General features: G+C 41.2%; 18 protein-coding genes, 1 tRNA gene and 1 pseudogene. 10 read left to right on the forward strand and 10 right to left on the reverse strand.

Going from position 1 to position 17,365, the window contains the following annotated elements; all coding sequences use genetic code 11:
* Positions 1–99 precede the first annotated feature (99 nt).
* A complete protein-coding gene (locus tag ACWATR_RS16730; protein ID WP_460334551.1) occupies positions 100–669 on the forward strand; it encodes a DUF2854 domain-containing protein in 570 nt (189 codons plus the stop codon).
* 417 nt (positions 670–1,086) lie between these two features.
* On the opposite strand, the gene ACWATR_RS16735 is transcribed toward ACWATR_RS16730, so the two are convergent.
* Positions 1,087–1,347 (reverse strand): CRR7 family NDH-1 assembly protein, encoded by a 261-nt coding sequence (locus tag ACWATR_RS16735; protein ID WP_460334554.1) that lies wholly within the window; start codon positions 1,345–1,347, stop codon positions 1,087–1,089.
* Positions 1,348–2,010: 663 nt separating this feature from the next.
* Positions 2,011–2,163, reverse strand: a complete 153-nt coding sequence (locus tag ACWATR_RS16740; protein ID WP_460334557.1) for a hypothetical protein — start codon at positions 2,161–2,163, stop codon at positions 2,011–2,013.
* Between the two features lie 24 nt (positions 2,164–2,187).
* On the opposite strand from ACWATR_RS16740, the gene ACWATR_RS16745 reads away from it, so the two are divergent.
* Positions 2,188–3,216 carry a diguanylate cyclase domain-containing protein gene (locus tag ACWATR_RS16745; protein ID WP_460334560.1) on the forward strand — a complete coding sequence of 343 codons (1,029 nt, stop codon included), beginning with the start codon at positions 2,188–2,190 and terminating at the stop codon, positions 3,214–3,216.
* Positions 3,217–3,261: 45 nt separating this feature from the next.
* Here ACWATR_RS16745 and ACWATR_RS16750 read toward each other — a convergent pair whose 3' ends face one another.
* Positions 3,262–4,467, reverse strand: a complete 1,206-nt coding sequence (locus ACWATR_RS16750) for a histidine kinase (RefSeq protein ID WP_181927832.1) — start codon at positions 4,465–4,467, stop codon at positions 3,262–3,264.
* A gap of 1,524 nt (positions 4,468–5,991) precedes the next feature.
* On the opposite strand from ACWATR_RS16750, the gene ACWATR_RS16755 reads away from it, so the two are divergent.
* The 3 genes from ACWATR_RS16755 (at position 5,992) to ACWATR_RS16765 (ending at position 9,770) form a co-directional block, all read left to right on the forward strand.
* Positions 5,992–7,386 carry an S-layer homology domain-containing protein gene (locus tag ACWATR_RS16755; RefSeq protein ID WP_460334564.1) on the forward strand — a complete coding sequence of 465 codons (1,395 nt, stop codon included), beginning with the start codon at positions 5,992–5,994 and terminating at the stop codon, positions 7,384–7,386.
* A 247-nt stretch (positions 7,387–7,633) separates the two neighbouring features.
* Positions 7,634–8,713, forward strand: coding sequence for an SGNH/GDSL hydrolase family protein (locus ACWATR_RS16760; protein WP_460334567.1), 1,080 nt, complete (start codon positions 7,634–7,636; stop codon positions 8,711–8,713).
* Positions 8,714–8,726: 13 nt separating this feature from the next.
* Positions 8,727–9,770, forward strand: coding sequence for a M42 family metallopeptidase (locus tag ACWATR_RS16765; RefSeq protein WP_460340466.1), 1,044 nt, complete (start codon positions 8,727–8,729; stop codon positions 9,768–9,770).
* Between the two features lie 101 nt (positions 9,771–9,871).
* On the opposite strand, the pseudogene ACWATR_RS16770 reads toward ACWATR_RS16765, so the two are convergent.
* The 3 genes and pseudogenes from ACWATR_RS16770 to ACWATR_RS16780 all read right to left on the reverse strand — a co-directional run.
* Positions 9,872–10,081 (reverse strand): annotated as a pseudogene (locus tag ACWATR_RS16770) (type II toxin-antitoxin system PemK/MazF family toxin); the annotation flags it as partial.
* Positions 10,082–10,654: 573 nt separating this feature from the next.
* Positions 10,655–10,933: a BrnA antitoxin family protein gene (locus ACWATR_RS16775; protein ID WP_460334570.1), complete on the reverse strand. Its 279-nt coding sequence runs from the start codon at positions 10,931–10,933 to the stop codon at positions 10,655–10,657.
* Positions 10,896–11,174, reverse strand: a complete 279-nt coding sequence (locus ACWATR_RS16780; protein ID WP_334765213.1) for a BrnT family toxin — start codon at positions 11,172–11,174, stop codon at positions 10,896–10,898. The genes ACWATR_RS16775 and ACWATR_RS16780 overlap by 38 nt, the downstream gene beginning before the upstream one ends.
* Positions 11,175–11,677: 503 nt before the next feature.
* On the opposite strand from ACWATR_RS16780, the gene ACWATR_RS16785 reads away from it, so the two are divergent.
* The 3 genes from ACWATR_RS16785 (at position 11,678) to ACWATR_RS16795 (ending at position 12,591) form a co-directional block, all read left to right on the forward strand.
* Positions 11,678–11,803, forward strand: coding sequence for a hypothetical protein (locus ACWATR_RS16785; RefSeq protein ID WP_460334574.1), 126 nt, complete (start codon positions 11,678–11,680; stop codon positions 11,801–11,803).
* Positions 11,804–11,821: 18 nt separating this feature from the next.
* Positions 11,822–12,115 carry a hypothetical protein gene (locus ACWATR_RS16790; RefSeq protein ID WP_460334578.1) on the forward strand — a complete coding sequence of 98 codons (294 nt, stop codon included), beginning with the start codon at positions 11,822–11,824 and terminating at the stop codon, positions 12,113–12,115.
* Positions 12,116–12,393: 278 nt separating this feature from the next.
* Positions 12,394–12,591: a hypothetical protein gene (locus tag ACWATR_RS16795; protein WP_460334581.1), complete on the forward strand. Its 198-nt coding sequence runs from the start codon at positions 12,394–12,396 to the stop codon at positions 12,589–12,591.
* Positions 12,592–12,919: 328 nt separating this feature from the next.
* On the opposite strand, the gene ACWATR_RS16800 is transcribed toward ACWATR_RS16795, so the two are convergent.
* Positions 12,920–12,991 (reverse strand) — tRNA-Thr (locus ACWATR_RS16800).
* 33 nt (positions 12,992–13,024) lie between these two features.
* On the opposite strand from ACWATR_RS16800, the gene ACWATR_RS16805 reads away from it, so the two are divergent.
* Entirely contained in the window at positions 13,025–13,318 is a 294-nt protein-coding gene (locus tag ACWATR_RS16805; RefSeq protein ID WP_460334584.1) for a DUF3493 domain-containing protein, read from the forward strand.
* Positions 13,319–13,667: 349 nt separating this feature from the next.
* Here the strand turns inward: ACWATR_RS16805 and ACWATR_RS16810 are convergent, their stop codons facing one another.
* The gene (locus ACWATR_RS16810) at positions 13,668–15,359 is read right to left on the reverse strand and encodes a DUF1565 domain-containing protein (RefSeq protein WP_460334587.1); all 1,692 of its coding nucleotides are present in this window, start codon (positions 15,357–15,359) and stop codon (positions 13,668–13,670) included.
* A 468-nt stretch (positions 15,360–15,827) separates the two neighbouring features.
* On the opposite strand from ACWATR_RS16810, the gene ACWATR_RS16815 reads away from it, so the two are divergent.
* Entirely contained in the window at positions 15,828–16,364 is a 537-nt protein-coding gene (locus ACWATR_RS16815; protein WP_460334589.1) for an alpha/beta hydrolase, read from the forward strand.
* Here the strand turns inward: ACWATR_RS16815 and ACWATR_RS16820 are convergent.
* Positions 16,361–16,558: a hypothetical protein gene (locus ACWATR_RS16820; protein WP_069073454.1), complete on the reverse strand. Its 198-nt coding sequence runs from the start codon at positions 16,556–16,558 to the stop codon at positions 16,361–16,363. The two genes, ACWATR_RS16815 and ACWATR_RS16820, sit on opposite strands and share 4 nt — an antisense overlap.
* 142 nt (positions 16,559–16,700) lie before the next feature.
* Positions 16,701–17,321 carry a low-complexity tail membrane protein gene (locus ACWATR_RS16825; protein ID WP_460334593.1) on the reverse strand — a complete coding sequence of 207 codons (621 nt, stop codon included), beginning with the start codon at positions 17,319–17,321 and terminating at the stop codon, positions 16,701–16,703.
* Positions 17,322–17,365: the final 44 nt, after the last annotated feature.

Consider the following 17,365-nt stretch of genomic DNA (forward strand, 5'->3'; position numbering starts at 1 on the left):
TACGCCCTTTTAACTGGGAACGATGTTCTTCCCTAATTTGTTACTCATAGCCGATGATAATAAAACTGACGTATTCAGAATTTATACTAATTTAAGCTCATGCTACGCCAAATCTCTTTGGGAACACTCGGTTTAACTATCGGCGGTATATTAACGGTCATTGGCTTCGTCGCCTATGCTGATAATAATGCCACACTCAATCTTGTCGGATTTTTTTACGGGATTCCTCTCTTGTTGGGAGGACTAGCGCTGAAAGCTAATGAACTTAAGCCAGTACCCTTTAGCCAAACTACGTCACCTTCAGCATTAATACTACGCCAGCAGCAAGCAACTGATACTCAAAATAAAATTCGCAAAGACATCACCCGATATTGCTACGGTCAAGATGCTCATTTAGATACAACACTTTCTTTTCTAGGTTTAAGTCCTACAGACCAGGAGCGGCCAACAGTAACAGGGTTGCGAGAAACAGAAGTTAATGGGAACTATGCCCTAATTTTAGAATTTGATTCACCGCTAATACCATTTGATGCGTGGCAAAAAAAGCAAGAAAAAATGACCAACTATTTTGGACCTGGATTGGAGATTCAAATAACACAGCCATCTGAAAATACAATTGAGCTAGCGTTGATCAATACTCAAAAAGAGTCACTAGTCAGCAGTCAATAGTCAGAGGATGTTTTAAAAGTCCTTTTATCGGGAGTAAAACGTTATAGATCAATACGGTTCAGAAGACGCGATGAATCGCCGTCTCTACAAGTGTTTTGGGCTTATTTGAACTGTATTGCGTTATAGATCCCCCAAAGTCTCCCTTGTTAAGGGGGACTTTTATTCTGGTTACCCTTTTTTTCAAGAGGTCAGAGAGGATCTAGAAGTGACTAAAATTACATCCGACCACTTTTAAAACATCCTCTCAAGAACAAAAATTATTGTTACCCAAACTCCATATATTTATGGATTTTCAATTATTTAATGAAGGTTTTTAACCCGCGCAGGCGGGTTTTGTCTGTGTAGCCGCGACTTCTAGTCGCCCGGCGAGTAATAAATTAGACTTTTCAAACAACCTCTTAACCACTGTCCAAAAAGTTACTTTTCTAAACGAACTGCATACCACTGTAAATATTTTCCAGGGCCAATATCTAATTCGCAGCTAGTGTCGAGTAAATATTGTGCTTGAGCCTCCACAGTATCAAACTTTTGCAAGTCAGGCGACAAATCTTGAATTATGAGTTGTTGGAGAGTTGTTTTGAGCTTGTCTAATAACTCTGATAGTGTCAGAAATTGTTCTGGTTGATTTGTTTCTAGAACAACAAAGTTATCCTGCTGATACATTAATGAGTCTGGCATTTTAAAAATTTGGTGAATGTAAATAGTGTTAGATTTTTTGTAAGATTTTCCGGTTGTTTGTATAGTCTAAAAGATGGCGGTTTGATGTGTTGATTTTGAAGTATTTATTAATTTTAATTTATTAATTTCATAATAAACAACCGATTTTTGACTTGACTAATATATTGTAGTAGAAATTTGCCTATCTTTAAAAAGTTGCTTGAGTAACATCTCTAGTTAATTGAGATTTTAGGTGGATCTATGCCAAGTATTACTAGATATACTGAATCGAATTAAATAAGAATTTTTACTTAATTTGCTAACCTAGATTCACTAGATAATGAAGCTTTGCACTAAGCTTTATCTGATCCTTATGTAATTATACTAAATCTCAGCAAGCCTTGCCGAATAGACTAAATAAATTTAAGTCAGGTATTATTAATAATTTACTATTAGCTATCTTCTAAGCGGATTTTGGCAATTGCATTGCTCTGCCTTACTAAGTTTCTAAACTAACTACAGAACTACATAATTTAGGTATGTATTTGCAATTCTCAAAAAAATTGTAATTTGACTTTAACAATGGGGAAATATAAAAGTAACAATTTCCTCTCATAACCATAGCTGAACAAAAAGGTAACAATTGCCTTCGTGCTCCAATTATAGATTGTCTATGCAACTTAGTTATCTACCGCTTGCTTGGCTCAAGAACATTGAGCAGTCCATTGTCAAAAAACAGTTGATTTTGAGGCCAGACACACCTTTGTCGCAAATCCCGGCATTGAGGAAAATAGCGATCGCCTCCATGCGATCGAGTTGCACAGCCTTTTTCAGCATAGTCCCGCAAGTGGAAGGCAACTCATGTCAGGCATAAGCCCATTTCCTCTTTCTACAAAGCAACCGCCACTGATTCTAGTGGCTGATGATGACAAGACCATCCGAGTGTTGTTGCGTAAAGCTATGGAACAAGAAGGTTATCGAGTGGTCGAAGTCAATGATGGTAAGCAATGTTTAGATGCTTACGAGGCTATCAAACCAGATATAGTTTTGCTAGATGCTGTTATGCCTGTGATGGATGGCTTTACCTGCTGTAAGCACTTGCTCCAAATTGCCAGGAATAATTTAATATCAGCCCTTGCGAACTTTGATACTAACTCGACCCTTAAAAATACGGTTATATCCAAGATATGGGAGCGCACTCCCATCTTGATGATCACATGCTTGGATGATGAGGAATCTGTAAACCGTGCTTTTGACGCTGGTGCGACTGATTATGTAACTAAGCCAATTCACTGGCCTGTATTGCGCCAGCGATTGCGCCGACTGCTACAACAAGCGCAAGTATACAAACAATTAGAAGCGGCAAACCAAGCTTTGCATCACCTTGCCAATGTAGATGGCTTAACTGAGTTGGCTAATCGTCGCCGCTTTGACGATTATCTTAATACTCAGTGGATTAACCTCGCACAAGAGGGATCTCCTTTGTCAATGATTTTGTGTGATATCGATTTTTTTAAATTTTATAACGATAGATATGGTCATCCGGCTGGGGATGTCTGTTTACAAAAAGTGGGTGCTGTCTTAAGCCTTAAGGTACAAAAACATCAGGATTTAGTAGCGCGTTATGGTGGCGAAGAATTTGCTGTGATTATGCCACACACCCCTGCCTCTGGTGCAGTTCATGTTGCCTCTGTGATACAAGCCGGAGTTAAAGATTTGCAAATTGTTCATGACGAGTCTGCTGTGAGTAAGTATGTCACTCTTAGTATGGGCGTGGCGACTGTTGTTCCTAATTGGGAATCCTCACCTTCAGATTTGATCGTGATGGCAGATAAGGCACTTTATCAAGCAAAGGCTGGGGGGCGCGATCGCTTTATCTCAAGTTCTTAATTGTCATTTGTCATTAGTCATTGGTCATTTGTCAATACCCTTTATCTAAGAAGGATAAACTGGCAGTGTGAAGTGAAACCATGCTCCATTATTGGGAGCAGAGTCCACCCAAATTTGACCATAATGTGCTAGGACGATGCGTTGGCATAGACAAAGACCAATGCCGTAACCTTCTGTGCCTTCATCCCGTTGCAGTCGGAAGTGATTTTCAAAGATGCGATCGCGATTTTCTACAGGAATACCAGGCCCAGTATCGCCAATACTAAACTGAACTTTTTGCGTAGTGCGGTGCAATCCGGCGACGCTAATTTTGCCACCTTCTGGGGTGTATTTGATGGCATTATCCAACAGATTCACTAGCACTTGCCGGATGCGTTCTGGGTCAGCATATACATAGGGCAAGTCATTGGGAATATCCGTTTCTACTTCTTGGGATTTGGCGGTGTAGCGATCGCACAATTCTTCCAGTACATCTAAACATAGTTTACCTAGCTGTACTTTTTGTGGTAAGATAGGAAATTCTGTATCTTTTCCACGACCCACCTGTAGAAGGTCGGCAATCATCCGATCAATGACTTTAGTTTGATTACGGGCTTGTTTTAATAGATGCGCCGTCAAGGATGGTTTGAGACGCTGGAATTGGCCTGTCTCTAAATTGTAATTAGATTGGAGAGTTTCTATGGCGATCGCGGCGGCAGTTAGGGGATTGCGGAGATCGTGCGCCAGCATCGCAATCACCCGATCTTTAAACTGTAGCTGCTCTTGGAGGTTATCTTTTTCCTGTTTCAAGCGAAAAATTTCGTCTGAGAGTCGGATTAGTTCAGCAGAAACAGCAACTGAACGGATAGTGGATTTGGGTGATGTAACCCTAACATTGTCGTCTATCCGTTCTTGTAAGTCTTCCTGTAATTTTAAGTAGGCGTCTACAGCAGCTTGCCACCGAGGCCACCAATTTTTCAATTGCGCTATGATATTACTCCCAGCTAGAACCTGCCGTGGTTCGGGATGAATTTTGATTAAAGCTGGTGTTGCTACCAATTTAAAGTGTTCTGCTAAGTAAGGTTGTTGTCCAACATCGATAGTTTGAAGTTCAAAACTATACTCAGCCTGCAACTCTTTTAAGTAAGCACGTATTCGCTGCACTTGTTGGCGGGACTTGGGGCGTCCATCGACAAACAGTAACAGCTGGAGGGGAGCCTCAGAATAAATAGGCTGATCCTGGGAAACTTGCATGTAATCGTGTTTCAGCACTGGTAACAACCCGGTGACGCTTTACAGAAAGTAAAATGGACTGACGGTTGTCGATGGTCGTTGTTTTTCTTCTTAATATCTATTTTAGATTTTCATATTCCTATCCGATCTGCGTTTTTGACATTAGATATATCTTTTTCAGCCTTTTGCCCCCTTTTAGCTAACTTCATCTCCAAGAAACACCCAAGCCCCTTGAATATAAGTCTTAATTTGCCCTGAATTAAAAATTTTCGCCAGAGTTATCAGCTGAAAACGTTATTACTATGTCAAATCGGTTAGTGCAGCAGCTTGTCAATTCGAGTACTCGCTTTGAACAAGCGATCCCCAAACAAACGCAGATGCTAATTGTATCTAATTTATCAGGAAGCTGTTAACTGTTCAGACCAAGTTTGTAGAGGGTTTTCTCAACCGCCAGTGCATTGGATGAAGTGTCTTCTTTGCCTCTACTCAATCCTACTAATGATTGTGAAAACAGCCATAGCTAATATGCACTGCCTCTATAACTTGCGAAGCGCATCCTGTGCCCAGCTTTTCTAAAAGAACCGCTGCCCTATCCCAGATGAACAGGGGATGGGTTGCCAAAGAGAAAGCTTTGGATAACATAGAGGCGATGCCTACGGCGGTAAACTACGCACTTCTAGAGTAAGCACTCACTGCTTTCGAGGCTGCCAAGAAACTCTTGACCACAGCACAAGTCGCACTTCCCCCAGAAAATCAATTTAGAGATACTAGGGAAACTGCTGCGACACTTGACTGTTTTACCTATAACCTCAGTCGCCAAGAATAACGAACTTACGCTAAATTCCTGGAATTGCTTAAAACTGGCATTTTCCAGCTATTGCCTTACTCAGCTTACCATCGTCAGATGAATAATTGCCAAAATCGATTGTAAGCTAGTGTTAGCGAACTTTATCTATTCCCCTCCTTGGGTGAGGCTAAGAGGGACTTTCATCCTAGTCTATCACTTCAGTTGCTTGGCGATCATATTAAGCTAGTGTATCTGGAAGAAGATTAAAGCTTTTACTAGCTAAAGAAGGGTTTAGCTAGTTATCAATCAGTTATCCGCTCTCACAATCGAATATTTCCAAAACTATCTAAAAATTTGTGATAATTCTTGTGCTGGAGTACTAGATTAGATTACCCAAATGACAAAACTCTTATCTAGTAAGCATTCCAGATTTATTTATGTTTTTTTTTCAAAAATGTTAGTTTGCCAGAATTTTAGGGAATTCTATAAATAAGCATGGGAATTATCAAAACCTAATGGCTGTAAAACGAAGACAATACGGTAGCTTTTGCTACCGTTTACTCATTTTTGGAGATATCATCACCAACAGAGACATTTACGAAGAAGATGCCGTGAGTCGGTAGTGTCGTTTTGGTGATACAAATAGTCAGAGAGCAGAAAAAGCAGGGATACAAGGGATATAAGGGGAAAAAGAGAAAACCATGCCCAATGTCCTATTCCCATTTAATGAACAGTCTGCGCTAGGGTAGGAATTGAAACTCAATTTGTGATTTCCTGTGCTTCCCTGCAAACGTCCAGCTGTATTTCTAATTTGGGCTGTTCTACTCACTTCCTTAACAGCCTGTGCTAACAGTCCAGTCGCCAAAAACCTTGAGCAATCTTTGGCGGCAGATCCGAAGCTGCAAAGCAATCCAGCTGTCTTTGGAGAATCTCAGACTAATCAACCGCAAGCACAGCCAAACGAATCAACAGTTCAGTTACCAGTTGATTTTCCCAAAGATATCCCCCTATACTCCAATGCCAAACTGGAGGAAGTTACACCTGCTAACGGTTCAGAAAATAGAGTCTCAACTCGTTGGTTGAGTTCTGACCCCAGTAACTTTATTGCTAGCTTTTATCGTACCCAGTTTCAAACAAATAACTGGCAGATTTTACAACAGCCAACAGATGATGCGGGAGGTGCTTTTGAGGCACGTCGTAACGATTTGCTGTTGAAGGTTTCCATTCAGCCTAAATCAGTTACTAACGCCACACCTAATCAACCCCAAACAGCAACCGAATTACTGATTGAATACACACCTAATAGTACTGCAACGGCACAATCTACCCCAACTGCAAATCCTAACGAAACTACTAACGCCGTTCCTCAAACAGTAGATCCACAGTTTATTGGCCCGACACCACCCGCAAACTTGGCAACACAGCCACCAAGCACGGCTAATAATCAAACAACTCCTACAGCGACACCAGAATCTCAGGAATTTAACGATCTGAACAAAGCACCGCAAGAATGGCGGCAATATATCCAAGACTTGGCTGCATTAGGTGTTTTGTCTTTAGAGCCAAAGACAATTAAGAGTAACTCTACTACCACAACTAAGCAGTTTGAACCCAGTAAAATCGTTACACATCGGGAATATGCTCGTTGGCTAATTGCTGCTAATAATGCTATGCATATCAGCAATCCAGCTAAACAAATTCGCTTGGCATCAGAAACTACTCAACCAGCTTTTAGTGATGTTTCGACAAAAGACCCTGATTTTCCAGCAATTCAGGGATTAGCTGAAGCTGGGTTAATTCCTAGTCCGTTGTCTGGAGATTCTACAGTAGTTTTATTTCGTCCTGATGCACCCCTAACGCGGGAACAGTTACTACTGTGGAAATTACCTCTAGATACTCGCCAAGCTTTACCCTCTGCTAACTTAGATGCAGTTAAACAAACCTGGGGTTTCCAAGATGCAGCGCGAATTGACCCCAAGGCTTTAAGAGCAGTGTTGGCTGATTACCAAAATGGTGAACAATCAAATATTCGGCGGGTGTTTGGCTATACGACTCTGTTTCAACCCAAAAAACCAGTAACTCGCGCTGAGGCTGCTACAGCTTTGTGGTATTTCGGTACTCAGGGTGAGGGTGTATCGGCTACTGAGGCTTTGAAATTAAAGCGAAGTTAAAGCAATATCTACAAAGGTTTACCCGATTATGTTGTAGTTAGTCCATCCAATAGCATAAAAGTGTGCAATTTTTACCATTTATTGTATAAATTTGGCCATTTTTTTGTAATAGACCTGTTTTTTATCAAGAGAATGTAAATCTAAGTATTTTCAGCGTTTTTACCCGTGTTTGATGAAATTTTGAGGCATAGTTAGGTAAAACAACGTAAATTAACTAAAACTAACAAATACTACGGGTAAAACAAATATGAAAAAACAAGCTGTAGCGGCAGGATTTGTTCTTTTATCTTTCATGTTGCCGCTAAAGGCGAGTGCTGCGAGTTTTTCCAAGTTTTATGTATTTGGCGACAGTCTTTCTGATACTGGCAATGTTTTCGCTGCTACTGGTGGTTTAATCGCTCCGACAACAGCCATTCCCCAAGATCCACCATATTTTCAAGGGCGTTTTTCTAATGATCGCGTGTGGGTAGACTACCTTGGAGATCAGCTAGGATTAAAACCCTCTCCATACATTACCTTAAATACTACTATTCCCAATCAAGGTATTAACTTTGCTGTGGGCGGTGCTAGTTCTGGTCAGGGTAATGCTGTTGTTCCTAGTGCGCCGTTACCGGGAGTACTAGAGCAAGTCGGCTTGTTGACGCAACCAATCCTACAAGCTAATCAGAAGCTTGATCCAAATGCCCTTTATGCTGTGTGGGGAGGTGCAAATGATTATGTGTTTGGTCAAGCTACCAATGCGGCTCAAACAGTCCAGAATTTATCAGATGCAGTAGGGTTGCTTGCCTCATCTGGTGCAAAAAATATTTTAGTCTTTAACTTGCCTGATTTGGGCAAAATTCCATTTGCATTTGCGACAGGTTTATCTAGCAACTTGACTGGATTGACAACTGACCATAACACGAGATTAGCTGAAGAAATAGACAAATTTAGCAATAACTCTGACTTGAATCTGATTTCTGTGGATGTGTTTTCCCTATTTAATCAAGTACAAGCAAATCCAGGGGATTTTGGGTTTAAAGATGTGGCTACCCCTTGCATAATAGGGACTTTACAGACAATCACAAGTGTATGTTCTCAACCAAACGATTATTTATTTTTTGACTCTGTGCATCCAACGACAGGCGTTCATAAGTTAGTAGCAGAAACTGCACTGGCGGCGATTGATGCTAAGTCTGTCCCGGAACCTGCGATAAACTTGGGAATTTTAGCTCTTGGTGCTTTTGGTGCGCTAGGAATGCTGAAGCGTCAACAAAAAAGAGCAGCAGTTGTATCAGAAGTGCGGGTTGTTGATGCACAATTGTCTCATACAACAGTTGAAAACTAAACTAACTGTATTGATGTGGGATTACGATCGCTTATTTGAAATTATTGAAGAATTGGTGATGCACCATTCTCCGAGTGGTGTAGAAGCTGAGATTAATCAGTTGTTGATGGAACGATTTGCGGCGCTGGGTATAGAAGTCTGGTGCGATCGCGCCGATAATATTATTGCCAAGATTCCAGGGAAAAATCCAGACCGAGCGATCGCTATCACCGCACATAAAGACGAGATTGGTGCGATTGTCAAGAGTCTTGGTGATGAAGGTCGTGTGGAAGTCCGCAAACTTGGCGGTTCTTTCCCGTGGGTTTATGGCGAAGGCGTTGTCGATTTACTGGGAGATAACGAAACTATTAGCGGTATTCTCAGCTTTGGTTCCCGCCATGTTTCCCACGAATCGCCCCAAAAAGTGCAGCAGGAAGATACAACAGTTAAGTGGGAAAATGCCTGGATTGAAACGAAGCTGACATCTGCGGAATTAGAAGCAGCTGGCATTCGACCTGGAACTAGAATGGTAATCGGCAAACATCGCAAGCGTCCAATTCGGTTAAAGAATCATATTGCCGGTTACACCTTGGATAACAAAGCTTCTGTTGCCATTTTGCTAGCCTTGGCTGAAAACCTGAAACAGCCTGCTGTTGATGTTTATTTAGTAGCATCAGCTAAAGAAGAAGTGGGAGCAATTGGGGCGCTATTTTTCACCCAAAATCAGCGTTTGGATGCCTTAATTGCTTTAGAAATTTGTCCATTATCTGAGGAATATCCCGTTAAAGATGGGGAAAGTCCTGTACTTTTATCTCAAGATGCCTATGGAATATATGATGAGGGGTTAAATAGTCAATTGCGCCATAGTGCAAAGCAACTCGATATGCCAATACAATTCACAACTCTCAGCGGATTTGGTAGCGATGCTTCAATTGCAATGAAATTTGGTCATGTTGGACGTGCTGCGTGTTTAGCGTTTCCTACCCAAAATACCCACGGTTATGAAATTGCTCATTTAGGAGCGATCGCTAATTGTATCGATTTATTAAAAGCTTTCTGCGAAACTGAGTTTGAGTGATAATCAGAGGCTTTGATTTTAAGGAGCGATCTCGCATATCAACCCAAAATAGCCAGAAAGAGGTTTTGCAAAGTCTGAAGGTCTGGTTCCTCAAGTCGTCCTCACTTTTTAATCACTAGCCCTTTATCTATGGTAGTCAAAACTGGTTTGATAATTGAGGGCTTGAGAAGACCAGCTACTCGCCATCCATTAATTGTGATTTCACCAAAAGAAGTTGCTGGATTTGCTTGACTGGTAATCGCTATCAATATCAAATCCGAACGACCGCGTTGATAGCTATTAGAACTCACAACTACTGCTGGACGCTTTTTAGTAGTTTTTGAATTTTTTCAAGTAGCCTTTGCTCTGAACTGCTATGAGCCTGCATTGTTTAGATTCTCTTAACCTTGCTTATATTGGTTGCTTTATGCATTCATTATAGTTTTTGCTTGTCTCTACGACGAAGGCGATCGCTAACCGTGCCGATTTGTTAAATGGTAACTGCTCAAAAGTTGTTTATCTAGGGTATTTGAAGAAATTTAAATTAGCTTTCATTTACAGAAAAGGCGTAGTTACCATCTGGAAATCGGATAATTGGAACCCAGAAAGGCACTCCATCCCAACCACCTTACTACTTATTTACGATAATTTTTAAGATTGTCCCTTAATTTTTGATGCACGCGATCGCCTAGATGAACCACTTTGTCACCCGATTGAGTAGCAGTTTCAGGTAACAGATGCGATCGCCCGAATCAACAATTCCGCGATGCCTGGGTTGGGCTACGCCAACGCATTTATAGATTTAGCGATCGCGCTTTTGAGGAAACATTAAGCAACACCCACCCAATATAAATTGTCATCTAATTGGGGGGGGAAGTTCTGGTGTAATATTGAATTTTAAATTGTTACACTGCACTCTGTTCGTCGCAGTTTTCGATGTAACGACGTAAAACAGAGTTGATTAAGGTTTTATATTCTCCGCTTTGAGCTTGAAACCACTCTAGTATATCTGGCTCAATCTTTACCAATTGCTGTGCTTGAGGTGCGGGAACTCGGAGAGTAGCTTTCTGAAAAAAATCTTCTGTCAATGGTGGAATATCAGAGTAGTCAATTTCTTCATCATTCATTGACTCCAATGCTGTCCAGTTAGTACGAGAGGTATTTCTCAAGTTTTTGTCGCTCATACCGATTTGCCCTTCGTGCTGAAATGATCCGAATCACATTATTTTTGCGTTCTGTCCAAACTACAACGGCTACACCGTTGCCGAGAAAACCTATACCGAACCAACGGTCTTCTCCGTAATCAAAACGATCATCTAACTCAATTAGCATTGGACTTTCAAACATCTCAGGAACATCGGCGAAATCAATCTCATGTTTGCGAAGATTCTCTAAATTTTTCGCCTCATCCCACTCAAACTGCATGAAAATTTAGACACGCTAATTGAACCATCTCTATTATCCTGCATAATATCCCAATACCCTCAGTATTAGAGATAAAAACTTACGGGGAAGCAAGCTACGCGCAGCCCCTCGTAAAGAAGTGCGGGCTACGCCAACGCATTTATCGATTTGGCGATCGCAATTGCTATTTCGGAGTTCGCATTTGTTATTTCGGAGTTCGCATTTGTTATTTCGGAGTTCGCATTTGTTATTTCGGGTTACGCATTTGTTATTTCGGGGTTCGCAATTGCTATTTTGGGGTTCGCATTTGTTATTTCGGGGTATGCATTTATTGATTTTGTGATTACTGTTGCTGATTGTACTTATTCTCAAACAATAAATCTATATGAAAAATGAGTAAAAACACAGGCAAACTCGTAATTATTTCGTTGAAGTTTTAAGGAAATAAATCCACAAAACTACCCATCTCAGGCAAAAGGATACTCCACAATGTTGAAAAAGGAATTATTAAAAAAGGATGTGCTATGTCTTTAAAAACTCGTGGATCTGCTGCTGTTGACAAAGCCCAACTTCGTCTCGCCTTGCTTAAATCTATTGATAAAAATCTGGACTTAGGACATGGGTTAACCATTGAAGCTTACACTCACTGAATCAACACTACCCGTGCTGTGCTAGAAGCTAATAATATGCTGGTTTCCAATCTGGAAGAATCGCGTAAAACAGCAACCCAGATGAATAAAGCTCTCTCTGAAATGTCTGAACGAATGCTAAGTGGAGTTGCAACTGTCTACGGCAGAAACAGTATGGAGTATTCCAAGGCTGGCGGCTCCAATCGAAAACGAAGTAAACAATCTAGTTCAAAAGATACTCCACTTGTAGCGGTTCTTACTACTCAACCTACTCAAGCTGCAATTGCGAATGCGTCAACTAACGGTAATAGCACAACTCCTTTACTGCAATAATCCACACCTACTTAGGGTCTGCTGAATAATGATAAAACGTTGATTTATCAATGCTTTGGGGCTATTTTTGTAGAAACAGGTGCAAGTAAATTGGGGTATCAGGCTGAAAAATCTTGCATTTCTCATGGATTAGGTCACAAAAAAACACCAAAAATCAGGATGAAACTATTGCCTGTTGCCTATTCCCTATTGCCTACCCCAGCCATCAGACTTTTTCAGCAAGCCCTACTTAAACAAGAAATCAGATCCCCGACTTTTCTAAAAAGTCGGGGATCTTTTTGTCGCCAACATTCTTCCCCAAAGGGTACGGTAGGCTTCCCTTCTCTACGAGAGGATATGCCAACGCGCCATACGCAATGGGTTTTGAAGATGCTTATATCTTGCACCAGGCGACTGGAAGTCTCGGCTACACAGGCAAAACCCTTGATTTTCTATTAGTCCGCGCAGGCGGACTTCGTTTGTATAGCCGCGATTAGAAATCGCTAGGGCTAGGTGCAAGATGTGCAGATGCGAGTAACTGCTGTGTAATTTCTCGCAGTTGATTAGGACAATGCTTATTTAGTTATCAGTTTGATTTGATTTTTAGATGCGGCGATGTCTGCGACGGGCTTCGCCTACGCTCCCGAATTAGTAGTAAATACCTGAATTCCTGGCACTGTCACATAATCACTATCATCAGTAATAATCTAGGTTTGATGACAATAATTTGTCACTACGACATTAATCTGTCACCGACGAGGAATAATTAGTCACTGTACAACATGATTTATGTCAAACTTGACTATTGAGCAATCCTTTTATCAAAGCCGATGATGGGATTTGAACCCACGGCCTGCTGATTACGAATCAGCTGCTCTACCACTGAGCCACATCGGCGTACACAATCTAAGAGTATAACATGATTTAGTCATGATAAACCAAAACCCCAAAAATCGTCTTAACTCTGAACAATATGCCAGCCTCAAAGCAGAAATAGCCGCTCCTTATCGCGGCTTACGACAATTTTTCTACATCGCTTTCGCTGCTTCTGGCTCACTCGGTGCATTCGTCTTTTTCTTCCAAGTGCTTGCCGGGCGCAATGTTGAGAGCGCTTTGCCTAGTTTAGCTCTCCAACTAGGAATAGTTGCTCTAATGGTGTTCCTCTGGCGCTGGGAACAGCGGCGGCAAGCAAGCCCCCAGTCGGGTAAAAATCCTAATTCCTGAAGCGAGAAATTTAGCTGTTAATTTTTTACTGCTTTCCTTTTGCATATCTTTATATTCTTCAAATTTATTAATAATGTTATGAAGAATAAAATATCAACAGAGAAAAAATAAAAAAATTATTAGGAAATTCCAAAAAGCAAAAATTTCTGAGAAACTAGAAATCGTTGAAACGGGGTCAGCCAATATAAAGACCCTGACCATAAACCAAATAACATTCAAATGGGGTTAACTATATTTAAAGACCCCAAATTTTATGTTTAAAAAACCCTAGAATAAAAAACTCACATTAATTGGAAGCGCCAAACTAAAAAATTATTAGTTTGGCGCTTCCAATTTGCTAATTAGGTATTTACTGAACTGTTACCAAATAGGATGAAGGAATTGGTTGAGCACGTCCAGCATTGACGAGTGCCTGGTAAACAAAGGCAGCAACTTCGGCTCTAGTCGCCTGACGATTAGGATTAAGTTGCTTGGCTGTGGGATAGTTAATTACTAGTTGCCGTGCAGTTGCCGCAGCAACAGGAGCGATCGCATAACTAGGAATCTGGGCAGCGTCGGTGTAAAAGGAAAGGACATTCTGATTATTCGCAGTTAAGCCTAAACCATTAGCTAAAGCTACTAATGCTTGTACTCTCGGAATTTGCTGCTGTGGCTTAAAAGTGCCATCGGGATAACCAGAAACAAATTGACTTTGGTAAGCAGATTGAATTGCAGCATAAGCCCAGAAATTACTTGCTACATCTTTAAACTGAATGCCTGCGCGTTTGACTGGTGGTGTTAAGGCTTTAGTGATAATAGTGGCGAATTGAGCGCGGGTTACAGGTTCATTTGGTTTAAAGCTGCCATCAGGAAAGCCAGCAATAATATTTTGGGAGGCTAAAGCTTCGATGTAGGTTTTTGCCCAGTAATTTGCTGGCACATCCTTAAAGGCGACAGGCCCTCCAGGTGGTATATCAACACTTGCCGCAACAAAATCTACTGAGCCAAAAATCTTTTTCTGATCGATATCGTTGCCAACAGCAAGAATTGTACTGGTTTTGGTGGCGTTGTTCACATCATAACGAGTGTTATTGCGAATAAGATTGCCACCAGGATTTTCGTTCGTGCCAAGGTCGGGTAGAGCGCTGACAGTTGCTACTAAGCCATCTCGCTTATTGTTCTGAATGACATTCTTACGCAATACAGGCTTTGCTGACTCTGAGATAAAAAGACCGTCTTGATTTTCGACAATTTGATTTTCCACAACTAGAGGTGTGGAAGTGCCACCGATCGCTAAACCAAAACCAGTATCCTGAAATAAGTTGCTCCGAATTTCTCCTTGAGCAGCTCTAGCAATTGAAATCCCATTGCCTTTATTTTGCACAAAGAGGTTGCCTTCGATTTTGGGATTGCCTGTACCTGTGACAAAAACACCCTCTCTGACACTGTTAGTAAAAGTACTGTTTTTGATAGTGGGATTAGTTGACTCCACCCACACCGCTGTACCTCGGCTATTTGGGTTGGTAACGCTGACACCAGCGATCGTGGCATCTTGCTCGGCAAGGATGGTAATGTCCTGTCTGGCAAAGGTGCGACTAGTGTAGAAACCTCCACCTGTAATTAATATTGCCTGACCTTTAGTAGCTTCATCACCCCGCAGCGTCACCCCTGGTTTAAGCAAAAGCGGGAAGGTTTCGCCACTTTCTTGGTTATAGTTCCCAGGTGCTAGTTGAATAACTGCACCTGGTTGAGCTTGACTCAGAGCGAAACTGATGCTCTTGTAGGGTGCTGCTGAGGTTGCACCAGCACCAGCACTATCTGCACCAGTTGCGGGATTAACGTAAATCACTGCGGCTGTTGCAGGAGCTTGCGCTGTCAGAATTGGAGCAATACCTTCTTGAGTAGCACCAGCATTAACTTCACCAGGTAGTAGTATTGACCCGCCGGAAACAACTAGCAAAGCTGTTAGTCCCGCTCCTACGCGCAAAGTATATCTGAGATGACTGCTAGAAAGAAGGCGAAAATTTTTCGCTAGAGAAATGTGAAAACCCCGGTATTTCATTTTTTCCGTCTGTGATGTGCTGAATTATCGTGTGTCGAACAAGATTGAAGGTAGCAGCCTTGTAGCTGCTGTAAAATCTATGCAAAACTATACTGGATGATTAGCGCTGATTCAGCTAAATTCCTTAGATAGATCACAGAACTTATACATTAGTTATATTCTTTTATTCAGAGAATTCTACTAGTACACTGTAGCCGAAGTTTGTCTATCCTTAACAATTTGCTTGAGCAAATTATTCAGGGTAGGCCCCAAACCTTGTTAATTGAGATGATAGAAGGATTTTTGCCAAGCTCTACTAGAGGCTTTTGGGATGAGGTGATGTTCTATTAACAAGTCTCTCGCTGCCTTTTCTAAGCGCTCATCCTGCTTTGGCTGATTTATTTATTGTGTTTCCTAAAGCTAGATGCTGCAAATAATGTTGCTGGAATATCATCACAATAAAAGCAAACCTATTGGAAATAGGGAGAAATGCATTTTAATGTTTTGGGGCTGCGTCGCATTTTAGTTTTAGTAGGCAGTATCTATCTTCTCTTTTTGTCCACTCCTGCCTTTGCTGCGGAACAAATAGTGCTGAAGTATGGCGTCTTCCGTGAATCACTTTCTGTAGAGGAACTATCCACCTTTGCCCAAACAGGTGAACTCTCACGTTCATTAAGAGTCAATTTAGCTTTGGCGCGACAAGATCCCAAAGCCATTCGTCAGTATTTAACGGAACCAGTAAAGATAAACCCTGTTTTTCTAGATAGAGTGCTAAATAGCCAGATTGGTAATATTATTTTGGATAAAATTAGTCAAGTTATTTCTACACCATCTCGGAAAGCAGATCGACAGGCTTTACGAGCCGCATTGATACTTTCTGCGAGTCAAGACGGGCAAGTGTCGCTGATTGAAATTATTAAGAATTATCCCACAAATGAAGTTGAAGTTGATGGTGATCGCTTGGAGAGTGCATACCGTCAACTTCGTCGCTTGCAAACAAGCCTACAAGATTTACTTAATTTTTAGTAAGCTAAAGTTTCTAAAGTTTCCCTTAAATACCGCTGTACCTGCTGTTCTAAGCGAATTCCCTGTAACTGAGCATCACGTTCTAGTTGCCAGCGTTGAAAACCGGAACTAGTGGATATCGCGCATTTGAGGCTATACCAAATTTCAGTATCAGCAGAAAATTGGCGATCGCTAGAAGCTGGAATTTGAGCCATAGTTCCTCATTCCTTTATTTTAACTTCAACGGTAACTGGGTATTGGGAATAGGGCATGGGGCATTGGGCATTGGTTATTAATTCTTCTCCCCCCACTCCTCACTTGTAGCCCTTTAAAGTGAAATAATTACTTTTGGGGCTGCTATGAATCTGTATTAATCCTAAACAAGGATTGCAACAATCGGGGGACGATTTGATTAACCCGCACCCCTAAAATGGTAAAGTCTTGCTTAATCTTTTCTAAAGATAATGGTTCTATGCCAGCGAATTCTGTGTCATTAGTCACCAAAACTCGCATTACACTCACAGGTATTTGTAAAAATAGATTGCTGCCTAAAAAAGCTAATCCCGCAAGCACTAGTGCAAGACTGCGCCATTGTGGGAGAAATTTAGCTGAATTTGCTACTAATGGGGCAATTTGATAGAGATGCCACAATACAAAAACTGACAATACTGCTGCTACTAATGCCAGAATACGATTTAACTTTGTATTAATTAAACAGAGAATTTTCCGCTGCCGTTCAGTCAGATTTTCTGGCTTTAGGGCTATTCCTAAAAGAGCAAATATATAAAAGGGGCGACGCAACTGCATCCATAAGAGGGGGAGAACACCAATGGCGGCAACCAAAAATAGTTCCATCCAGACGGGTAAAAACGGCTCGCCTACAGACAGGAAGAATAAGCAGAGTACTAAAAAAATAGGCAACGTCGCCAATCCAGCGACGTGAATCCACAAAATAGGTTCAGAGCGAAATGAATGCATATTATAAAAAATTGTGAGTTAAGAGTTAGGAGTTAGAAATTAGC

The sequence above is a fragment of the Nostoc sp. UIC 10890 genome (assembly GCF_054786515.1).

Bases quoted from the DNA above. Each gene is read 5' to 3' on its own strand.
- ACWATR_RS16735 (WP_460334554.1), bottom strand. From the start codon at position 1,347: ATGCCAGACTCATTAATGTATCAGCAGGATAACTTTGTTGTTCTAGAA.
- ACWATR_RS16820 (WP_069073454.1), bottom strand. From the start codon at position 16,558: ATGGCTCAAATTCCAGCTTCTAGCGATCGCCAATTTTCTGCTGATACT.
- ACWATR_RS16810 (WP_460334587.1), bottom strand. From the start codon at position 15,359: ATGAAATACCGGGGTTTTCACATTTCTCTAGCGAAAAATTTTCGCCTT.
- ACWATR_RS16730 (WP_460334551.1), top strand. From the start codon at position 100: ATGCTACGCCAAATCTCTTTGGGAACACTCGGTTTAACTATCGGCGGT.
- ACWATR_RS16785 (WP_460334574.1), top strand. From the start codon at position 11,678: ATGTCTTTAAAAACTCGTGGATCTGCTGCTGTTGACAAAGCCCAACTT.
- ACWATR_RS16740 (WP_460334557.1), bottom strand. From the start codon at position 2,163: ATGCTGAAAAAGGCTGTGCAACTCGATCGCATGGAGGCGATCGCTATT.
- ACWATR_RS16815 (WP_460334589.1), top strand. From the start codon at position 15,828: ATGCATTTTAATGTTTTGGGGCTGCGTCGCATTTTAGTTTTAGTAGGC.
- ACWATR_RS16780 (WP_334765213.1), bottom strand. From the start codon at position 11,174: ATGCAGTTTGAGTGGGATGAGGCGAAAAATTTAGAGAATCTTCGCAAA.
- ACWATR_RS16825 (WP_460334593.1), bottom strand. From the start codon at position 17,321: ATGCATTCATTTCGCTCTGAACCTATTTTGTGGATTCACGTCGCTGGA.
- ACWATR_RS16775 (WP_460334570.1), bottom strand. From the start codon at position 10,933: ATGAGCGACAAAAACTTGAGAAATACCTCTCGTACTAACTGGACAGCA.
- ACWATR_RS16745 (WP_460334560.1), top strand. From the start codon at position 2,188: ATGTCAGGCATAAGCCCATTTCCTCTTTCTACAAAGCAACCGCCACTG.
- ACWATR_RS16760 (WP_460334567.1), top strand. From the start codon at position 7,634: ATGAAAAAACAAGCTGTAGCGGCAGGATTTGTTCTTTTATCTTTCATG.
- ACWATR_RS16805 (WP_460334584.1), top strand. From the start codon at position 13,025: ATGATAAACCAAAACCCCAAAAATCGTCTTAACTCTGAACAATATGCC.
- ACWATR_RS16765 (WP_460340466.1), top strand. From the start codon at position 8,727: ATGTGGGATTACGATCGCTTATTTGAAATTATTGAAGAATTGGTGATG.